Raw genomic sequence first — 17,537 nt, forward strand, 5'->3', positions numbered from 1 at the left:
ATAGAAAAAATGACCTCAGAACAAATTGATTTTTTATTCAACAAATTCAAGAACATCGCTTTTAACGACTCCGAAATATTAGATAAATATGGTCGTGATGAAACAGAAGATTTACTTTTCCCTCCTCAAATAGTTTTAAAACCTTCGACAACTGAAGAGGTTTCAGCTATTTTAAAATATTGCAATGACAACAAAATCCCGGTTACTCCATCTGGAGCTAGAACAGGTTTAAGTGGTGGTGCACTTCCTATTCACGGTGGAGTGGCTTTGAGCATGGAAAAGATGAATAAAATCATCAAAATAGATGAAAACAACTCTCAAGTCATAACTGAGCCAGGAGTAATTACTCAAGTCTTGCAAGAAGCTGTTCGCGAAAAAGGATTGTTTTACCCTCCCGATCCAGCATCAAAAGGAAGTTGCTTTATTGGTGGAAATATTGCTGAAAATAGTGGCGGCCCAAAAGCTGTGAAATATGGCGTAACTGCAGATTATGTTTTAAACCTTGAAGTTGTTTTACCTAACGGCGAAGTTATTTGGACAGGCGCCAATGTTTTAAAAAATGCGACAGGCTATAATCTTACTCAATTAATTGTGGGTAGCGAAGGAACTTTGGGTGTCGTAACCAAGATTGTATTGAGACTAATTTCTCATCCGACTGAGAACATGTTAATGTTGGTTCCCTTTTATGAAGCTAGGAAAGCATGTGAAGCCGTTGCTGCCATCATGAAAACAGGAATTACGCCAAGCGGAATGGAGTTTATGGAGCGTGATGCCATTCGTTGGACAATAGATAATATTCCTACAATTCAAATGGAAATAGATGAAAACCACGAAGCTCATTTATTAATTGAAGTTGATGGTTTTGATGAAAATAAACTTATCGAAGACTGTGAGAAAATCGCAAACATTTTGGAGCAATTTGAAACAGGCGACGTGCTATTTGCTGATAGTCAAGCACAGAAAGACAAACTTTGGGAAGTTCGTCGAAAAGTTGGCGAAGCCGTAAAAACACATTCTATATATAAAGAAGAGGATACGGTTGTTCCAAGATTTGAGTTAGCTAATCTTTTGGCCGGAGTTAAAAAAATCGGTGATAAATATGGTTTTAAATCGGTGTGTTATGGTCACGCTGGGGACGGAAACTTACATGTGAATATTTTAAAAGGAGACCTGACTGATGACCAATGGAATAATGAACTTCCAAAGGCGATCCGAGAAATTTTCTCGCTGACAGTAAAGCTTGGAGGAACTATCTCGGGAGAACATGGGATTGGACTCGTTCAAAAATCTTATATGGATATTCCATTTTCTGCGATGTCCTTGCGTTTGATGAAAGAGATAAAGCAAATTTTTGATCCAAATAATATAATGAATCCAGGGAAGATACTTGAATAGTGACTTTATTCCCAATAAACAAGCGCTCTATTTTCAACAAAGCTTAATTCATCATGAAGTTCGGCGATTTTCTCTAATTCTGTTGGACTAGCTATTTCTTGAATTAATTGGAATAACTCCCTTTCTTCGAATCTGATGTGTCTTTCAAGTTCTTCCTCGATAGAATTTATTGATTCTTCTAATTCCTGTTCAACTGAAAATAATTCTTTTAAGCGTTCATGATCCGATTTAGCTTTCTCAATCATTACATGCTCATCACCTAGAACAGGAAAAATATATTTTTCTTCGTCTTCAAAATGAGGTTTCAAATATTTTTCGAAAAACCAATCGTTGTAACTTTTGATCTTTTCTAAAGAAACTCCATTTTTTATCCCTTTACGAATTTTCCACCCCAAGAGCAAACCTTGGTGATGTTCTCTACTAAATGGCTGCAAAGATTCATGTCTTTTTAATGGTTTTCTAGGTTTACTCATTTTACTTAGATTGTTTATGTAAATGAGCAACAATTTTTGATGTATCTCCATCTGCATAAACGCCGTAAGCATTCACTAAAACCCCCTTAACATTATGTTTATTAGAGGAAATGGCATAAACAATCATAGAATCACCTGGGTCTGTTTCTCCTTCAAATCGATGAACCTCGTCGATAACAAAATCTTTTTCAGACAAAGCTAAATCTGATTTTCTACAGACAATACAATCCTTTGTAGCTTCAATATAAAAGTCAGTTGTATAACCACGTTTAATTAAGTCATTGGTCGCTTCAGATACTGTTTCGTATGTTGGTTTTCTTGCCATAATCTAAAATTTTAGCGTGCACCTAAATTGGTGTCACCATAATGTGTGCTCTGTGCGTTCCTGGATCCATTAACCACGGCATTCCTGGTGCTGAGGGCGATAGCGGAAGTCCGGTAGATTCTTGAGTTGCATAAGGAATGTAAACCACATAGCGCAATCTCCCATCTTTCACTTCTCCCGTTTGGCTATTCAAGTTTTCTTCTTTTCCATTGAATACATACATCATGCTTTGACCTTCTGGAAAATTCAATTGATTTGATTCTATTTCTTTTTTTCTAATTTCTCGAATTTCAATTGGTGTTTTACCTTGAGATTTCAACACTCGTCCTCTTTGAAAAAAATCTTCTAATTCACTATAATAGCAAACGATTTGAACCCCTTCTTTCTTTGGGTCATCTGCAACACATGTTAAGTAACTATCAGATTCACGCAAAACAATCATGTTTTCATCATTGGAATAACCTAAAACTTTAGCTTCACTTTTTTCTTTTTCAGATAAAAAATGCGTTGCTAATTTAATTTGAGTTTCCTTAGACATTGAACTCTCTTGCGTAATTCCGATAGAACCGATAAGAAATGATAAACTGATTAAAATATATCTCATAATTGTACTTTTGCGATAAGATAATCATTTTTTACTTTTTTTCAGTAATAATTTAAGTTCTCACCTAAACCTTATTTAAGGCCGCTTCATAATTTGGTTCATCTGTAACTTCCTCAACCAATTCAGCATATTGCACAACCAGGTTTTCATCTGTCACAATTACCCCTCTTGCGTGCAAACCATCCAAAGGTCCACCTTTCATTATAGTCCCCAATTGATGAGCATCGCCATATCGATAATCCGACGTTGTTATAGCATTTTCTATTCCTTTAGAAGTACAAAAACGTTTAAGTGCAAATGGCAAATCCAATGATGTAAAAACCAAAGCCACGTCCTCTCTATGTTTTAATTTATCCGCAAATTTATTCAACTGCATTGCACATACTGATGTATCCACACTAGGAAAGATATTAAAAACAACTTTTTTACCTTTAAGATCATTCGTATTTAACTCTGTTAAATCTGACTTTACTAATTTCATTTCTGGAAGTTTATCCCCTACTTTTGGAAAATCTCCACTTGTTTGAATAGTTGTTCCTTTAAATTTAATTTCCATGATATTGTATTTAATTTTACTATAATTTATTCCCTGGTCTTTGGTGCCAAATAGCAATATACAACCCGGTAGACATTTTTCTAGCGGCATTTTTTGCCCTATCTGCTAATCGTCCTTCAAACTTTTCATCTATGGTTCTAAACCAAATGTGCATCCAATGTGCAAAATGCTCTTGTGTTACTCCATAATTCAAGTTCCGATCAACCTCTGCATGAACATGTGGCGGATTTCCCTTAAATTTAGGAATTCCAAACAAATTAGTCTCCCAAAAATCTGTCAATTTTTCTAAATGAGAAGGCCATTGTTCATCTGACAAATGAGAATTAAATATAGGACCCAAAGTCTCGTCTGTCCTAATTTTAGCATAAAAATCATTTACTAACTCACTCACGTCTTCTCTATTTTCAATTTCTCTCATGGTTAAGAATTTTCAGCTACTGTCACCACACGATCTGATGTGTCCATTTTAGATAATGTAAGGCGAACTATACTTTCTTCAATTGCCAACAAATCATGTGGTACATTCCCTTCCAAGGTTAAAATATCATCTTTGGAAAGTTGGTGCTTTTCTCCATTAACTCCAAATTCAATTGAACCTTCAAGTAGATGAACAACTATTGGGAATGGAGTCTTATGCTCTCTCATCACTTGTCCTTTTTTAAAGGCGATTCTTATTTCTTTAGAAAAAGAAGTTTCTAGAATTAAAGTAATCTTTACTTTATCATCGCCAAAGATTAATTCGTTTTGAAAAGAATTATTATTCATTCTAATAATTTTTTAGGTAGTACTTTAAACCCAAGCAAAAATAAGCATAGTTCAAATAAAAGACTAATTTATCCTTTATTAATTCTGGAAATAAAAAAAAGGAGAAGCGTAAAGCTCTCCTTTTCAATATGTTTATAGTGGGTCACTATTTTTTCATGTGACGCGCATATCTATTCTTAAACTTATCAATACGACCTGCAGTATCAACATACTGCTCTTTACCTGTGAAGTAAGGATGAGACATGTGAGAGATATCTAATTTAATTAGAGGGTACTCAGCACCGTCTTCCCATTCAATTGTTTCCGTTGATGCAGCGCATGAACGTGTAACAAATGAATATTCATTTGTCATATCTTTAAATACTACTAAACGGTAGTTTTCTGGATGTGTATCTTTTTTCATTTCAACTAAAATTACTTGTTCTATCTTAAATCGGATGGCAAATTTAATAATTAAAATCAAATCCACACAACCTTAGTGCAAATTATTTCAATAATAAATTTCTCTCGCCAAATATAGTTTAAATACTGAGTAATAAAAAGTTTCTAATCACTATATTTTATAAATATAATTATTTGGGTTTAAAAGGAACACAAAATATTGTCTTTATATTATAATCTACTATACTCATGCATGATTTAGAAAGAACACTTATGAACTATTTGTTCCAAATTTCAAAAAATAAAACCAATATTAATTCGTTAACTTAGCAGCAACTTTTCCGATTTTCGACGGATTAAAACTTTAATAACTTGAAAAAGATTCTATATATTTTACCATTTATACTTTTAGCTTGGACTGCTTCTTACTTAACAAGTTGCAAAAAAGATATTTTATTCTCTAAGGATAACCTTTCTTTTTCAGCTGACACAGTACTTTTTGACACCGTTTTCACTACTATTGGATCAACAACTCAGAGGTTAAAAATCTACAATACTTCAGGGCAGCCCGTAAAAGTAAATAGTGTAGTGTTAGTTGGAGGAGAATCTTCTCCCTACCGAATTAATTTAGACGGTCTTTCCGGAACTACCTTTAATGACATCATAATCCCTGCAGACGACAGTTTATTCATGTTTGTGGAAGTAACCTTAGGAGAAAATGGATTTCTTGACCCCTTCATAATTGAAGATGTTGTAGAATTTGAGACCAATGGAAAAATGCAAAGTGTACAACTTGCTGCTTGGGGACAAGATGCTTATTTTCATTACAAAGATTTAAATGAAGGAGTTTGGCCTAATGACAAACCTCATGTCATTTACGATTTTGCTCTGATTGATTCCGCGAAAACGTTAAAAATCCAGGCTGGAACTAACGTTCATCTACACAAAGGGGCAATCCTATTTGTAAATAAAGGAACATTAGAAGTCGATGGAACTTTTGATAACAAAGTAGTTTTTGAAGGTGATCGTTTAGAAGCATTCTACGAAGATGTTAAAGGTCAATATTATGGGATATATTTTAATCAGGCAAGAGAGAGCTATATTAAACATGCAATAATAAAGAATGGTACAGCAGGAGTTCATGTTTTCGGAAATGACCCTTCAAATTCTGGATATACAGTTACCTTAAGTGAAACGGAAATTTCAAATCATGCCAGCTATGGAATTTTCAATTATTCTGGTGGAATGGTTTATGGAGAAAACTTAAATGTTTATGATAACGGAATTTATGCATACTTTCTATTAGAAGGTGGAGGCCATAATTTCAGACATTCCCAATTTTTAAGCTATGGTTCTGAAGGAAACCAACCTGCAGTAGCCATTAAAAATTATTTCACTAGAGAAGATAACATAACTTATATTGGTGATGTTAATGAAGGCTCTTTCTACAATTCAATTATATATGGAGGTGGTGACTTTCAAATTGGTTATGATACAATTACAAATAATGGAGCGGTATCTATTGATATAGACTACAATACTAATTTTATAAAGCAATTAACTGTACCCACAAATTCAGGATTTATTGATAATGTATGGAATACTGACCCCTTATTTGAAAGTATTATCGATAAAGAATATATTATTAAAAGCAATTCATTGTGTAAAGATGCTGCCAATCCTCTATTTTTTCCTATTTCTGGGGTAGACATTTTAGGTAAACCAAGAGCTGGAGTACTCGACATCGGACCATACGAGTTAGATTAAATGAGATTCCACCCCTATTTTATACTCGTTCTAATTTTGTTAAGCACTTCACCTCTTAACGCTCAAAAATGGAACGATGATCAATGGGGAATTCAAGTTGCATTAACCGCCGATTTGGGCACTCACATTAATCAAATTGGCTTAAAAGTTCAAGGGTATTATAAGTATAATTTTGCACAACTTAATTTCGGAAATCACTTACGCTTCAATGCTACCCACTTTGGCGGTAGAAAAAAGTATTTAACTCAAAGGATCAATACAGGTATTGTTATTCTTTCAGGAGGAGAAAATAGTAGACCTCAACTTATATACGATGGCCTAAATCATCAATCTGAACACAACTATGCCTTAGCTTATAATTACCTTTGGTATATTGACAATGCTGGTTCTTCTCAACGTTCTGGTGGATTTGGTTTTCACATTCATCAAATCAGTTTGTATATTGAGAATGATCTTTTTGCAGGTTCTGGCCGCGATATGTACCGAACAAGTCACGCGAGTGCGAGCTACCACGACGATTTATATAATTTTAGTCTTAATACACAATTATGGACAGGTGATACAAGGGGAACAAGATTACAAAACACCCAAGACAGCATTTACGTACTAGGTTATAAAGACTTAAGTGCTACACATTATGGCAAGACAAGCCATGGAATACTTAGCTTAGGTTTTGACCACCAAATTAATTATGGAAATCATGTATCCGCTCTTGTAGGAATTGACAGTGAACGTATTCGACATGGTTTACAAAACAGGTTTATGCATGATAAAAAATTCGTTCCTATGCGTTGGCGTAAACCAAATGTCAATTACCCTATGCTTAATTCCGAAGGTTTTCCTGTTCATTATAAGGAAGAGGCAGCTCCAGCAAAATTCTTCATGCAGTTTGGCTTAAATAGAAGCTTTAGTTATTAAAATAAGAAATGGAGTTTATAAAAGTTTTTAATCTACTGATTAAATTCCTGCTACAATATTAAAACAATAACGCCCTCGCCCCTAATCGGTTAATCTGATAGCATATTGGCGTAAAAAGAACTGCTACAAATTTTATCAAGGCCCTTTTCAAATGGAATCTCACTATTTTTCAGTAAACATCAGCAAAGTAAAAAGGGCGACATAAATGTCGCCCTTTCTATAAAACTCTTTAAATCTTATTAGTGATTTACAACAACTTGCATTGTATGAGTCATGTTGTTATCCAAGTATACCTTAACGATATAAACTCCGTTTTCAACACCTGCAACATCCATTGTAGTTGTTTCAACATTGTTAGAAACATTTTGAGAAACAACTGTTTGTCCCATCATGTTTATCAATTCTACTTTATTTACTTCATTACTATTGAAATCTACGTTTAAGATATCAGAAGCAGGAGAAGGATAAGCATTCATTTTGATTGCTAATTTCTCATTTTTCAAATTAACTGTATTTGCATCAATAAATGAAACCGTTACTCCAGGAACTGTCTCAGGACCGAATCCATTTGGATTGAAAGAACCTGGGTTAGCTTCAATCGGGAATAATGGTTGAACATAATAATCACGGTTATAAGTATAATCTCTTGAAGCATCGTGACCGAAGTACAATTCAGCATTAAAAGTATTTACACAGAAAAGGTAACGTTGGTTATCTTGTAAAGCAACGATGTCATTATTGTCAAATGAAGCCGTAACAACCTCTCCAGGAATATCTGCTGTATACTCATAATCACCAAGCATAATTTCAGCATAACTTCCAATAGGATTTGTAAATCCAGGATCGTTTAAATCAACAAATACATCATCCCAAGTATAAACTTGAATTAATAATTCTTCACCAATTAATGATGGATCAGTTGCTGAAGTAGCTTTTGATGCAGAGAAAGAAATACTCTGAGGGGCTAAACGACTAGCATTTTCATCCTGAAAAGTAATACAAGAAGAGAAGTGAGGAATAGCATTACCACTTGCGTCTATAGGTCTCAATCCGCTCAATTCTGAAGGCATCATTGTTGTCTCATCAATATTAGCATAAGCTAATTTTGAATCACTAATTACGAAATCTGACTCTAAAGTATTGTCAAAGTCATAATCATCTGAAACATCACTAGTTACGTAATACTCTAAAGAATAGTACCCTTCAGTCCAAGTAGCTGGAGCAAAAGATGGTAAAGAAAACAATGCACTATCACCAGAATCAATTGAAACTGGAGCTGAAGTTTCATTATAAACCTCTGATCCATTCAAAGTAATGATTGCGTTCAAAGTTACATCTGTTTGATCTAAACTACCATAGTTGAAACCATAAGCTTCAACATCAACTTGATATTCAGTCCCATCAGTTGCAATTGCAGAAGGAATTGAAGAATAAGTTGGACGTAAAATACTAGAAATTTTCAACCCTAAATCGTTTGAAAAATAACCTAGTTTATTTCCGATAAAAACAGTCACAGGACCATTTTGCATTTCAGCAACTAAAGTTGCTCCGTCAACATCTGAAATCATAACAGCTGGAATCCCAACGCTAGGACCGTTAACACCAGCTCCCATAGAAATTGGTGCTCCTGGAACATTATTAATGATTACACAAGCAATTGCTCCTGCAGCCTCTGCATTCATAACTTTATCACCAAATTCACAATCAGCTCTGTAAACTACTGCGATTTTACCTGCTAAAGCTGCAGCATTTGTGGCTGCTGTACATGCCGTTGAATCAGTTTCATAAAGCGCTAATTCATCTTCAACTGAATTAGCTGGAATTCCAAGATCTGGATTACCCCAAGAACTTCCTGGTTCACCATAAGTCATTCCGTAGTTCCCTTGAATTGCCGCTGGACTAATTCCAGAGAAAATTACTTGGGCATTGATAGCCATAGTAAATAGTAAGGCTACTCCTAAAAGTAATGTTTTTTTCATATTATCGTGTTTTTTTTGATTTACCTTCAAAAATAAACTTTTTACACAATAATTGATGGATAAAAAATGAATAAATCCATAATTTAATTTTAAATACTTCTTATCTCTACTGCAAACATTAACAAATTATTAAATAACAATACATCAAATCATCAGCAATTTATAGTTTAATCAAAGACTGAAAGCCCAGAATACAAATTCAACTTTTCTAAAAAACCTAATAAATACGATGCGTAAAACATAATCTAGAATCAACATTCAAACAATGAAAACCTTTAGATTCTTTTCAGTAAAGGAAGGTTTACATAATTTTCAACCAAAAAGAACCTCCATGCGTTTCAACACCTTTCAAGTTAGCATGATCCCAAAAAGGCTTTATCATTTCGCTTAACTCCTTGTCTTCCGATATAAAATAATTAGGCAGAATAGTATTGTATTTTTCAGGATTAGCTAACATAAACATAGCTAGACCATATTGCTCCGTATAAAAACGATCACACATAAATTGAGGATAATCATATGGTAAATAAATATCATGAATATGAACAATTACACCCTTCTTTAATTTTGGTAGAATCTCCATGTAAAACACCATTGAATCAGAATTGGGTAAAATTCTATGTGAATTATCAATAAATAGGATATCATTTTCTTCTAAAGCCAGAATTGTGTTGTAATCAATTTCTTCAAAGGGCTTTCTAATTACAGTATCAGCCAAATGATCAATCTCCGCACGTGGCATTGGATCGATTGAGATTATTTCCGTATCCAAATCATTCTCCTTTTTAGCCTTAAAAGCAACCTTTGTTGAATTTCCTGAACCTACTTCAATATACTTTTTTGGATTATTAATGGCCATCATTGAATAAATACCCACAATATCTAAACCTGGTAAAAATCCATTATTCCAAGTTGGATTGTTGACATCAGAATCTTCACCTGTTTTTTTAATATTTTGAATATTATCTTTATACCGTAGCGCCTCACTCAAAAAATCCTTATATAAATTTCTATTTTCATTGATAATGGAATACAATTCTTTATGTGGAGGTTTTCCATGACCATATCTTGGTTTCATATCTACCTTATAATCTGAAAATAAAGTCTGAAACTTCGGAGATAAAAATCTATAAATACTCTTGATCATAATGTTATACTTTTTAAGGCTTCTAAAATAATGAACGCAAAGTTAATTCTATTTAATTGCATCTGCTACTGTTAGATGAACAAAATATACTTAAATGAAACATGATCTGATCAGCAAACTATTATTAGATTTCAGATTAAAATGTCCTATAAACTTTATCAAGTTGTTTTTTAATAGCTCCTTCAGAAAATTGATTTGAAAAATCACTTATCAAATCTGGATTATATTTACTTACATTGAAATTTTCTAATGCTTTCAAAAGGCCCACCTCATCTTTAGATTTTATTTGAATACCTATATTTGAATTAGTTATTTCAGTAAGTCCTCCACATTGACTATAGATTACAGGCAATCCTGACATCCAAGCTTCGGCCAAAACGATAGAAAATGTTTCATAGTTACTAAAAAGAACAAAACAGTCCGATTTTCTCATGGCCTCCCCTATTTCCTCCACCTTTAATTTGCTCTCCACGATACATTTCTCATGAGGGATATTAAAAAATGTAATTACCTTCCAAACGTCCAATTCATCTCCTTCGGTTATGATATGAAGTTGAAAATCAATCTTAAGTTTACTAAACACCCTTAACATTCCTGTTACGTTCTTGTGGCTATCATCAAAAGTTGAAATATGTAAGAAACGAGGAATGGAATTAGAATTTGATTTTTTCTTTTCAGGGTAAAAATATTTAGATTTCACCACATTGTTTAAAACAGAATACTCTTCAGTCAAACCGAGGTTTATCAGGGCTTTACCTAGATGATCGGAGACAGGAAAAACTTGTTGAGCAGCATTAAAAATTCTTTTAAAAGTATTTTTCAAATAGAATGGCAAAGATGAATATACGTTATGACATTCTAAAAAACCTGTCCAATGCACAGTAACAACATATGGAATATGATGCTTTTTTTTCAACCATCTTGCAAAAATCCCAGCAGGAAAAACAGCGTTTAAATGAACTAGATCATATTTAGAATTCAAATACTTAAAACCCTCTCTCAAAGCATTTAAGAACGAATTACGTTTAATAACTGACGATAATCCGGGCAACTCAGATTTTACTGTAGGATAATATACTATTACTGTGCGTAGATTATTTATAACCTCATCAACTACAGTAATGCGTTTCACAGCATTAGAATTTACGGCATAGAGCACATCAACATAAGCGATTTCATTTGCTAACTCAGCATGTTTCTGAACAAAATTACCCAGCGTTGAATTTTCATCACTCGGATACCAACTTGCTAAAAACAGTACTTTTTTATCTGACTTCATACCTGTAAACAAAGGTTATTGTTCTTTTTCGAGGATGAAGATAAAGTCAATTTATTTAAATTTAAAGAAAATCTGAAATATCATTTATTCCCACGGGTCTTTCCGAGATAAATCCCTCACCGTATTTTGTTCCAATATCACGTCCATACTGAACAAGTCTAGCCTCCAGAGCGTCTAAAAAGTCTTGACCAGAAATAGGTGTTTTGGGTCCTGACATATCTGAATGAAAGAATTGAGTTTCATATGCTAAAATTGCTTTAAATTTTAGATCTCTTTGCTCGGAAACATCAACAATAAAGCTAGGAGTTAAATACCTATCTTGTATATAATGATAAACAACTTTCGGTCGCCAATGTAATTGCTTCTCTCCCTCTATTTTCGTTTCTATTTTCAATAATCCGGAAAGGAAGCAAGCTCTAGAAATTAAATCACTACCTCTACCATGATCAGGATGACGATCAGATGGAGCGTTAGCAAACACTATTTCGGGTTGATATTTGCGAATTGCCGTAATTAGTTTTAATAAACTATCTTCTGATTCTTCAAAAAAGCCATCAGCCAATTTCAAATTTTCTCTGTGGGCAACACCCATAATTTTAGCTGCATTTTCAGCTTCATTATAACGTGTTTGAATTGTTCCTCGAGAACCCAATTCTCCCTGAGTCAAATCAACAATGGCCACTTTCTTTCCTTGTTGAACACTTTTAATTATAGTACCTCCGGCTGCTAATTCTACATCATCAGGATGAGCACCAAAGGCTAATATTTCTACTTTTTTAACCATTGATCCAATCTGTTATTTCGTTTGTATTAGGTAGCGTTTTTGGGTGAACATCCTTAACAAATTCACCTTCTACATTAATTAGGAATTTATGAAAATTCCAAGCAACTTCTTCTGCACCTCCTTTCTTCTTACTTTCCTCCAGCAACCAAGCATAAAGAGGATGTTGATCATCTCCTTTTACAGACACTTTCGACATCATCGGAAATGATACTCCGTAATTTTTCTGACAAAAAGACGCCACTTCATCATTACTTCCCGGTTCTTGAGCTCCAAAATCATTTGAAGGAAAACCTATTATCATGAAATTATCGTTTGAAGTAGATTCAAAAAGTGATTGCAATTGTTCATATTGAGGAGTTAACCCACATTCTGAAGCTGTGTTTACGATCATAACTTTTTTACCTTTTAACTGACTCAAGTCAAAAGACTCACCATTAATACCATCTACTTTAAAATCGTATAATTTCATAGTTTTATTATTTTGATTTTTTTTTAGCGTCCATTAAATACTTTACTGTTGCTAGTAAAGTAAAGGTTCCAAATGCTCCAATGGCTACAAATACAGATGTTGGCCATTCAGCGACACCATCACCTTGCGCGTATGAATGCAGACCTACTAAAATAAAGTTTACACCAAAGAATGTAAAGAGAATTGCAGAGAATCCCCACAAACTCAAAACATTGAAAAGGAATTTACTGCTTAGAGCAGGAATAAAACGGAAGTGAATAATGATGGCATAAACCAAAATTGAAACAAGTGCCCAAGTTTCTTTTGGATCCCAACCCCAATATCTACCCCAAGATTCGTTAGCCCAAACTCCTCCCAAGAACGTTCCTATGGTTAACATAAACAAACCAATAATCATTACCATTTCAGAAACAGATGTGATTTCGATGATATTCATTTGAAGGCGTTTCTTATTCTTTTTATTCTTTAAAAGATATAAAATCATATTCACCAATCCTAAGATCATTGAAATACCCAAAAATCCATAAGAGGAAGTAATAATAGCTACGTGAATCATTAACCAATAAGATTTTAAAACAGGTTGAAGCGGTGTGATTTCAGGATCTAGCAGGTTTAATTCTGTTACAAACAACATAAAGGCACCAAGTAAAGTAGTCGCGGCAATTACAGCTGGATTCTTTTTTACGAAGAACAAACCAGCCAAAATAGTAGACCAAGCAATAAAAATTACTGCTTCATAACCATTACTCCAAGGAGCATGCCCTGAAATATACCAACGCATAGCCAATCCAGAACCGTGACCTATAAAAACAAGAATAACACCTGCTAAGAAAACATAATTAATTTTCTTTATAATTGATTCACTTTTCAGCGTTGGAGTAACCAAAGTTCTAAAGAAGAACAGAATCAACATTAAGAAACCAAATAAGAAATAAAATGATTGAATTTTATCAAATACCTTAAATTTATTATAAGCTATTTCAACATCGACATGCCTCTGAGTCAATTTATCTAAATGAGGGTTTTCATTTTCATAAACCCTTAATTCTTCCCACTGATATTCCTTTAATGGAACTAAATATTGTTGCGCATCTGAAAACTTAGCTTCCTTTTGAGAAACAGCAAAGAGATTTGTTAGTAGATTCATCGCTAGGGTATTTGCTTTTTGATCTTTCTCTCTTAACTCCATTGCAAAAGGCCATATCCATTTACCATTATCATCACCCGGTATAGGGACTATTCTAAGGTGTTTAAATTGAAAAATTTCTTTCAAAATCGTATACCGCTCACCAAGTTTAATTAACTTTTTATCAAACTCATTTTTCTGTCCATCAGATTTACCATGCGCAATTTCATATTCATCCATCCATTTGAAGATTCCGTTTTCATCTTCCATTCCTTTTATGGAAACATACTTTCCTGTGCCTAACTCATCTCGTATCTTGTTTGACACGAATGCAATTTCAACATCATGCCATGCATCAGGGCCATATAAATGCATTGCAATTAGGGTTTGAACAGCGTTTAATTCTCCGAATTTATCTCCGCGATGAATTTTTCGTAACAACTTATCCGCCATGGTGTGAAAAGGAATAATTCTACCATCATAATCCTGAACCAATAAATCATCCAGTTTCTGTGCATCTTCTATACTCAAGTAATTGATTTCAACCTTTCGTGGCACCACAGTGGAATGAGAAGAGTGATCATGCTCGCCATGGGCGTGGTCGTGACCTGCATGACTGTTATGGTCATGAGACTCTACATGAACATGTTCATCTTCATGTGTATGAGTAGTGTCGTCTCCATGAGCGTAAGAAAATCCACCTAATCCTACACCAATTAACAAAGTGATAGTTTTCAACATTTTAGACCTATTTTCTCTAGATTTTTTAATCAAACCATTCAATTCCTTCATTCTACCTACCTTATTAAACAATGACATAATCATTCCTATTGTCATAATTAGATATGCAATGTAGGTGACCATCGTTCCCCACCAATCATAATTTACACTCAAAACTGTTCCTGATTCATCTGGAAAATAACTTGATTGGAAAAATCTATATCCATGATAATCCATCACGTTATTCATGAAAATTCTTTGTTCGTGATTTACACCTCTAGCCGAATCTACAACTGTAACTTCTGACGCAAATGAACTGGCCATCGTAGAACCTGGATATTTATGCAATTGGAATTCCCTACATTTAATAGCGAAAGGTAATTCAATTGGCTTAGCACCATATCCAATTTCAAAATTAAGGCCTGCAAATTGAATATATTGTTCTTGAAGAATATGATTTGAACTTCCTTCAACAACCACTTCTTTAGTTTCAGAATCTGTAGAAAGTCGTAATGTTAAGAAGTCAAATCCGCCATCTTTTTCAGGAGATTTCATTTTCTTCATTGAAACATTCTTCCTAAAATCCTTAAACACTAAACTTTCAGCTCCCAACATATAAAGTTGATTCGGATAAAAAGGTACTAGAGTGTCTGATTGAATCTCAGTTATGGCTTCTGGTGATATGTTATTTGTCATTCGATCTTCCTTCGAAAGCATAGACATATCTACTCTTTGATAAGGTTGATTCGAAAGAATATACAACATCCCTCCTTCTTCAGTAATTGTAACACCCGGTTGAGAAGGGTTTTCATTTTCAAATGAGAAATTTAATCCTCCAATTACATCTTCACTACCTTCAAAAAGAAACTTACTTTCTCCACGAATAATTAGTTCGATAGCATTGTTTCCGTTTTCAGGATCTTCAACTAGCGAATCTATCATCCCCTCTTTATAAGAAACATATTCTACGTTAATCTTAGGTTGATTCGGTAATTGAAAGTCAAAATCAAAAGGGTTTTCAACTCCTTCCGATAACCAACGTTTTTCGTTGTGCGTGTATTGATTCACTAAATCATTTGACTTGAGTGTTAAATATGGAGTTGAACTATACAAAATATTAGTAGTTTCACCTTCCCCAATTCTCATTTGACCTTCAAAACCAACATATCTTGTTAGAGCTGCGCCAACAATTATCAGAAGAAAAGAAAGGTGAAAAGATAAAGTAGCCAATTTTCCTTTTTGGAACATTTTATACTTAAAAATATTTACGATTAAACAGGCACAAAGGTGAAGCAAAAGAATTTCAAACCATGTTGCGTTGTATATAGCGATTTTCGAGGCTGGCGTACCGAAATCAGACTCTATAAATGTTGCTCTAGCTATTGCTACTGCGAAGATCACCATACTGACGGTCATCATTTTCATAGAGAAAATTCCCCTTATAATTTTATCTAACATTGTATTTTCCTATTTTACCCGACAAATCTACGAAAGCTTTCCTGATATAGTAAGCATTTTAATGTTAATTTTGAGCCAATTCAACGTTTGATACAAAGGAACGAATGACCAAAAAACAGGAACATATTGTAATTATTGGTACAGGCAAGGTTGCTCATCATCTAGGTCTTCATTTAAAGAAAAATGGACATCTAATAAAATATGTTTGGGGACGAGACTTTACAAAAGCTCAAAAACTATCCAAGACCTTAGAAACTAATGTTTTAAAATCTTTAAACACGTTTCCAAACGATTGTTTAGCCATGGTTTGTGTTGCTGATTTTGCAATCTCAGAAGTAATTTCACAACTTCCTTCAAATATAAAAATTGCCTACACGTCAGGAAGTATCAGAATAGAAGATTTACCAACTAAAAAATATTTAGGAGTTTTTTATCCACTACAAACATTTAGTCAAAACAAAAGCATAGACATTTCGAAGGTCCCTTTTTTAATTGAAGCAAACGAAATCGAATTTCAAAACGATTTAAAAGCTCTAGGAGAAACTTTAAGCTCAAAAGTGATTATTGCCAATTCTCAAGATAGATACAACACACATATTGGAGCAGTTTTGGTAAATAATTTCACGAATTTCCTTTACCATTTAGCCCAACAACATTTAAACGAACACAATTTAGATTTTGACTTACTCAAACCTTTAATTAAAGAAACTGTTGAAAAACTAAACACGCTTTCTCCAATTGAAGCTCAAACAGGGCCTGCCGCAAGAGGAGATACAAACATTATAGAAAAACATATCAATTCTATTCAGAACCCACAAACAAAACAATTATACCGCTTGTTCAGCGAACTAATCGATAAAGAAATTAATAAATAATGAGTTACAAAATAAGCTTATCAGCAATTACCACTTTCATATTTGATGTAGACGGTGTTTTAACAGATGGAAATGTGAGTCTTCTTACTAATGAAATTGTTAGATCACTAAATTCAAAAGACGGATATGCACTTCAGTATGCTTCAAAAATGGGATATGACATTTTCATCATAAGTGGAGGCAATTCGAATGCTGTGAAAGACAGACTTTTATCAGGTGGAGCAAAGGAGGTAATTCTAAAAGCGAAAAACAAAGTAAATGTTTATAATGACTTAAAATCCAAATATGGTTTTGAAGACAAAGAAGTGCTTTACATGGGTGATGACATCCCTGATTACAAAGTAATGCAAAAAGTAGGTGTTGCAGCCTGTCCTCAAGATGCTGCAATTGAAATCAAGAATATATCTCATTATCAATCTCCTTGTAAGGGTGGAAACAATTGCGTGAGAGATGTCATAGAACAAACCTTACGTGTTCAAGGAAACTGGTTTAGTGCAGAAGCTCATGAATGGTAAT

General features: G+C 33.8%; 18 protein-coding genes. 5 read left to right on the plus strand and 13 right to left on the minus strand.

The window, feature by feature from the left end:
- Positions 1-9: 9 nt before the first annotated feature.
- Complete coding sequence (locus C6368_RS10805; protein WP_107039214.1) at positions 10-1,395, plus strand: FAD-binding oxidoreductase; 1,386 nt, start codon at positions 10-12, stop codon at positions 1,393-1,395.
- A 5-nt stretch (positions 1,396-1,400) separates the two neighbouring features.
- Here the strand turns inward: C6368_RS10805 and C6368_RS10810 are convergent, their stop codons facing one another.
- The 7 genes from C6368_RS10810 to C6368_RS10840 all read right to left on the minus strand — a co-directional run bounded on the left by C6368_RS10810 (position 1,401) and on the right by C6368_RS10840 (position 4,521).
- Complete coding sequence (locus C6368_RS10810; protein ID WP_107039215.1) at positions 1,401-1,868, minus strand: hemerythrin domain-containing protein; 468 nt, start codon at positions 1,866-1,868, stop codon at positions 1,401-1,403.
- A 1-nt stretch (position 1,869) separates the two neighbouring features.
- Positions 1,870-2,193: a phosphoribosylpyrophosphate synthetase gene (locus C6368_RS10815; RefSeq protein WP_107039216.1), complete on the minus strand. Its 324-nt coding sequence runs from the start codon at positions 2,191-2,193 to the stop codon at positions 1,870-1,872.
- Positions 2,194-2,215: 22 nt separating this feature from the next.
- A complete protein-coding gene (locus C6368_RS10820) occupies positions 2,216-2,797 on the minus strand; it encodes a hypothetical protein (RefSeq protein ID WP_107039217.1) in 582 nt (193 codons plus the stop codon).
- 64 nt (positions 2,798-2,861) lie between these two features.
- A complete protein-coding gene (tpx, locus tag C6368_RS10825) occupies positions 2,862-3,353 on the minus strand; it encodes a thiol peroxidase (protein WP_199851628.1) in 492 nt (163 codons plus the stop codon).
- Between the two features lie 19 nt (positions 3,354-3,372).
- Positions 3,373-3,771, minus strand: coding sequence for a group III truncated hemoglobin (locus tag C6368_RS10830; protein ID WP_107039218.1), 399 nt, complete (start codon positions 3,769-3,771; stop codon positions 3,373-3,375).
- A gap of 2 nt (positions 3,772-3,773) precedes the next feature.
- Complete coding sequence (locus tag C6368_RS10835) at positions 3,774-4,118, minus strand: cupin domain-containing protein (protein ID WP_107039219.1); 345 nt, start codon at positions 4,116-4,118, stop codon at positions 3,774-3,776.
- A 145-nt stretch (positions 4,119-4,263) separates the two neighbouring features.
- Positions 4,264-4,521, minus strand: coding sequence for a type B 50S ribosomal protein L31 (locus tag C6368_RS10840; protein WP_107039280.1), 258 nt, complete (start codon positions 4,519-4,521; stop codon positions 4,264-4,266).
- A 350-nt stretch (positions 4,522-4,871) separates the two neighbouring features.
- On the opposite strand from C6368_RS10840, the gene C6368_RS10845 reads away from it, so the two are divergent.
- Together C6368_RS10845 and C6368_RS10850 are read left to right on the plus strand one after the other, a co-directional pair.
- The gene (locus C6368_RS10845; RefSeq protein WP_107039220.1) at positions 4,872-6,266 is read left to right on the plus strand and encodes a right-handed parallel beta-helix repeat-containing protein; all 1,395 of its coding nucleotides are present in this window, start codon (positions 4,872-4,874) and stop codon (positions 6,264-6,266) included.
- A 36-nt stretch (positions 6,267-6,302) separates the two neighbouring features.
- Positions 6,303-7,184, plus strand: coding sequence for a polymorphic toxin type 23 domain-containing protein (locus tag C6368_RS10850; protein WP_234369126.1), 882 nt, complete (start codon positions 6,303-6,305; stop codon positions 7,182-7,184).
- Positions 7,185-7,423: 239 nt separating this feature from the next.
- Here C6368_RS10850 and C6368_RS10855 read toward each other — a convergent pair whose 3' ends face one another.
- From C6368_RS10855 to ccsA, 6 genes are all read right to left on the minus strand, one after another.
- The gene (locus C6368_RS10855; RefSeq protein ID WP_107039222.1) at positions 7,424-9,163 is read right to left on the minus strand and encodes a T9SS type A sorting domain-containing protein; all 1,740 of its coding nucleotides are present in this window, start codon (positions 9,161-9,163) and stop codon (positions 7,424-7,426) included.
- Between the two features lie 301 nt (positions 9,164-9,464).
- Positions 9,465-10,310: a class I SAM-dependent methyltransferase gene (locus C6368_RS10860; protein WP_107039223.1), complete on the minus strand. Its 846-nt coding sequence runs from the start codon at positions 10,308-10,310 to the stop codon at positions 9,465-9,467.
- Between the two features lie 136 nt (positions 10,311-10,446).
- Positions 10,447-11,589, minus strand: a complete 1,143-nt coding sequence (locus C6368_RS10865; protein ID WP_107039224.1) for a glycosyltransferase family 4 protein — start codon at positions 11,587-11,589, stop codon at positions 10,447-10,449.
- Positions 11,590-11,650: 61 nt separating this feature from the next.
- Complete coding sequence (gene bshB1, locus C6368_RS10870; protein ID WP_107039225.1) at positions 11,651-12,373, minus strand: bacillithiol biosynthesis deacetylase BshB1; 723 nt, start codon at positions 12,371-12,373, stop codon at positions 11,651-11,653.
- Positions 12,366-12,842: a glutathione peroxidase gene (locus tag C6368_RS10875; RefSeq protein WP_107039226.1), complete on the minus strand. Its 477-nt coding sequence runs from the start codon at positions 12,840-12,842 to the stop codon at positions 12,366-12,368. Before C6368_RS10875 ends, bshB1 begins: the two co-directional genes overlap by 8 nt.
- A 7-nt stretch (positions 12,843-12,849) precedes the next feature.
- Positions 12,850-16,146: a cytochrome c biogenesis protein gene (ccsA, locus tag C6368_RS10880; RefSeq protein WP_107039227.1), complete on the minus strand. Its 3,297-nt coding sequence runs from the start codon at positions 16,144-16,146 to the stop codon at positions 12,850-12,852.
- A 104-nt stretch (positions 16,147-16,250) separates the two neighbouring features.
- Here ccsA and C6368_RS10885 point away from each other — a divergent pair, with 104 nt between their 5' ends.
- Both C6368_RS10885 and C6368_RS10890 read left to right on the plus strand, forming a co-directional pair.
- The gene (locus C6368_RS10885; protein ID WP_107039228.1) at positions 16,251-17,021 is read left to right on the plus strand and encodes a Rossmann-like and DUF2520 domain-containing protein; all 771 of its coding nucleotides are present in this window, start codon (positions 16,251-16,253) and stop codon (positions 17,019-17,021) included.
- Entirely contained in the window at positions 17,021-17,536 is a 516-nt protein-coding gene (locus tag C6368_RS10890; RefSeq protein ID WP_107039229.1) for a KdsC family phosphatase, read from the plus strand. Before C6368_RS10885 ends, C6368_RS10890 begins: the two co-directional genes overlap by 1 nt.
- Position 17,537 lies beyond the last annotated feature (1 nt).

It is taken from the genome of Brumimicrobium mesophilum (assembly GCF_003025005.1).
Lineage (GTDB): Bacteria > Bacteroidota > Bacteroidia > Flavobacteriales_D > Crocinitomicaceae > Brumimicrobium > Brumimicrobium mesophilum.

Excerpts from the sequence above, each read along its gene's own strand:
- bshB1 (WP_107039225.1), bottom strand. The coding sequence starts at position 12,373 with ATGGTTAAAAAAGTAGAAATATTAGCCTTTGGTGCTCATCCTGATGAT.
- C6368_RS10815 (WP_107039216.1), bottom strand. The coding sequence starts at position 2,193 with ATGGCAAGAAAACCAACATACGAAACAGTATCTGAAGCGACCAATGAC.
- C6368_RS10855 (WP_107039222.1), bottom strand. The coding sequence starts at position 9,163 with ATGAAAAAAACATTACTTTTAGGAGTAGCCTTACTATTTACTATGGCT.
- C6368_RS10840 (WP_107039280.1), bottom strand. The coding sequence starts at position 4,521 with ATGAAAAAAGATACACATCCAGAAAACTACCGTTTAGTAGTATTTAAA.
- tpx (WP_199851628.1), bottom strand. The coding sequence starts at position 3,353 with ATGGAAATTAAATTTAAAGGAACAACTATTCAAACAAGTGGAGATTTT.
- C6368_RS10890 (WP_107039229.1), top strand. The coding sequence starts at position 17,021 with ATGAGTTACAAAATAAGCTTATCAGCAATTACCACTTTCATATTTGAT.
- C6368_RS10805 (WP_107039214.1), top strand. The coding sequence starts at position 10 with ATGACCTCAGAACAAATTGATTTTTTATTCAACAAATTCAAGAACATC.
- C6368_RS10860 (WP_107039223.1), bottom strand. The coding sequence starts at position 10,310 with ATGATCAAGAGTATTTATAGATTTTTATCTCCGAAGTTTCAGACTTTA.
- C6368_RS10820 (WP_107039217.1), bottom strand. The coding sequence starts at position 2,797 with ATGAGATATATTTTAATCAGTTTATCATTTCTTATCGGTTCTATCGGA.
- C6368_RS10835 (WP_107039219.1), bottom strand. The coding sequence starts at position 4,118 with ATGAATAATAATTCTTTTCAAAACGAATTAATCTTTGGCGATGATAAA.
- C6368_RS10865 (WP_107039224.1), bottom strand. The coding sequence starts at position 11,589 with ATGAAGTCAGATAAAAAAGTACTGTTTTTAGCAAGTTGGTATCCGAGT.
- C6368_RS10810 (WP_107039215.1), bottom strand. The coding sequence starts at position 1,868 with ATGAGTAAACCTAGAAAACCATTAAAAAGACATGAATCTTTGCAGCCA.
- ccsA (WP_107039227.1), bottom strand. The coding sequence starts at position 16,146 with ATGTTAGATAAAATTATAAGGGGAATTTTCTCTATGAAAATGATGACC.
- C6368_RS10830 (WP_107039218.1), bottom strand. The coding sequence starts at position 3,771 with ATGAGAGAAATTGAAAATAGAGAAGACGTGAGTGAGTTAGTAAATGAT.
- C6368_RS10875 (WP_107039226.1), bottom strand. The coding sequence starts at position 12,842 with ATGAAATTATACGATTTTAAAGTAGATGGTATTAATGGTGAGTCTTTT.
- C6368_RS10885 (WP_107039228.1), top strand. The coding sequence starts at position 16,251 with ATGACCAAAAAACAGGAACATATTGTAATTATTGGTACAGGCAAGGTT.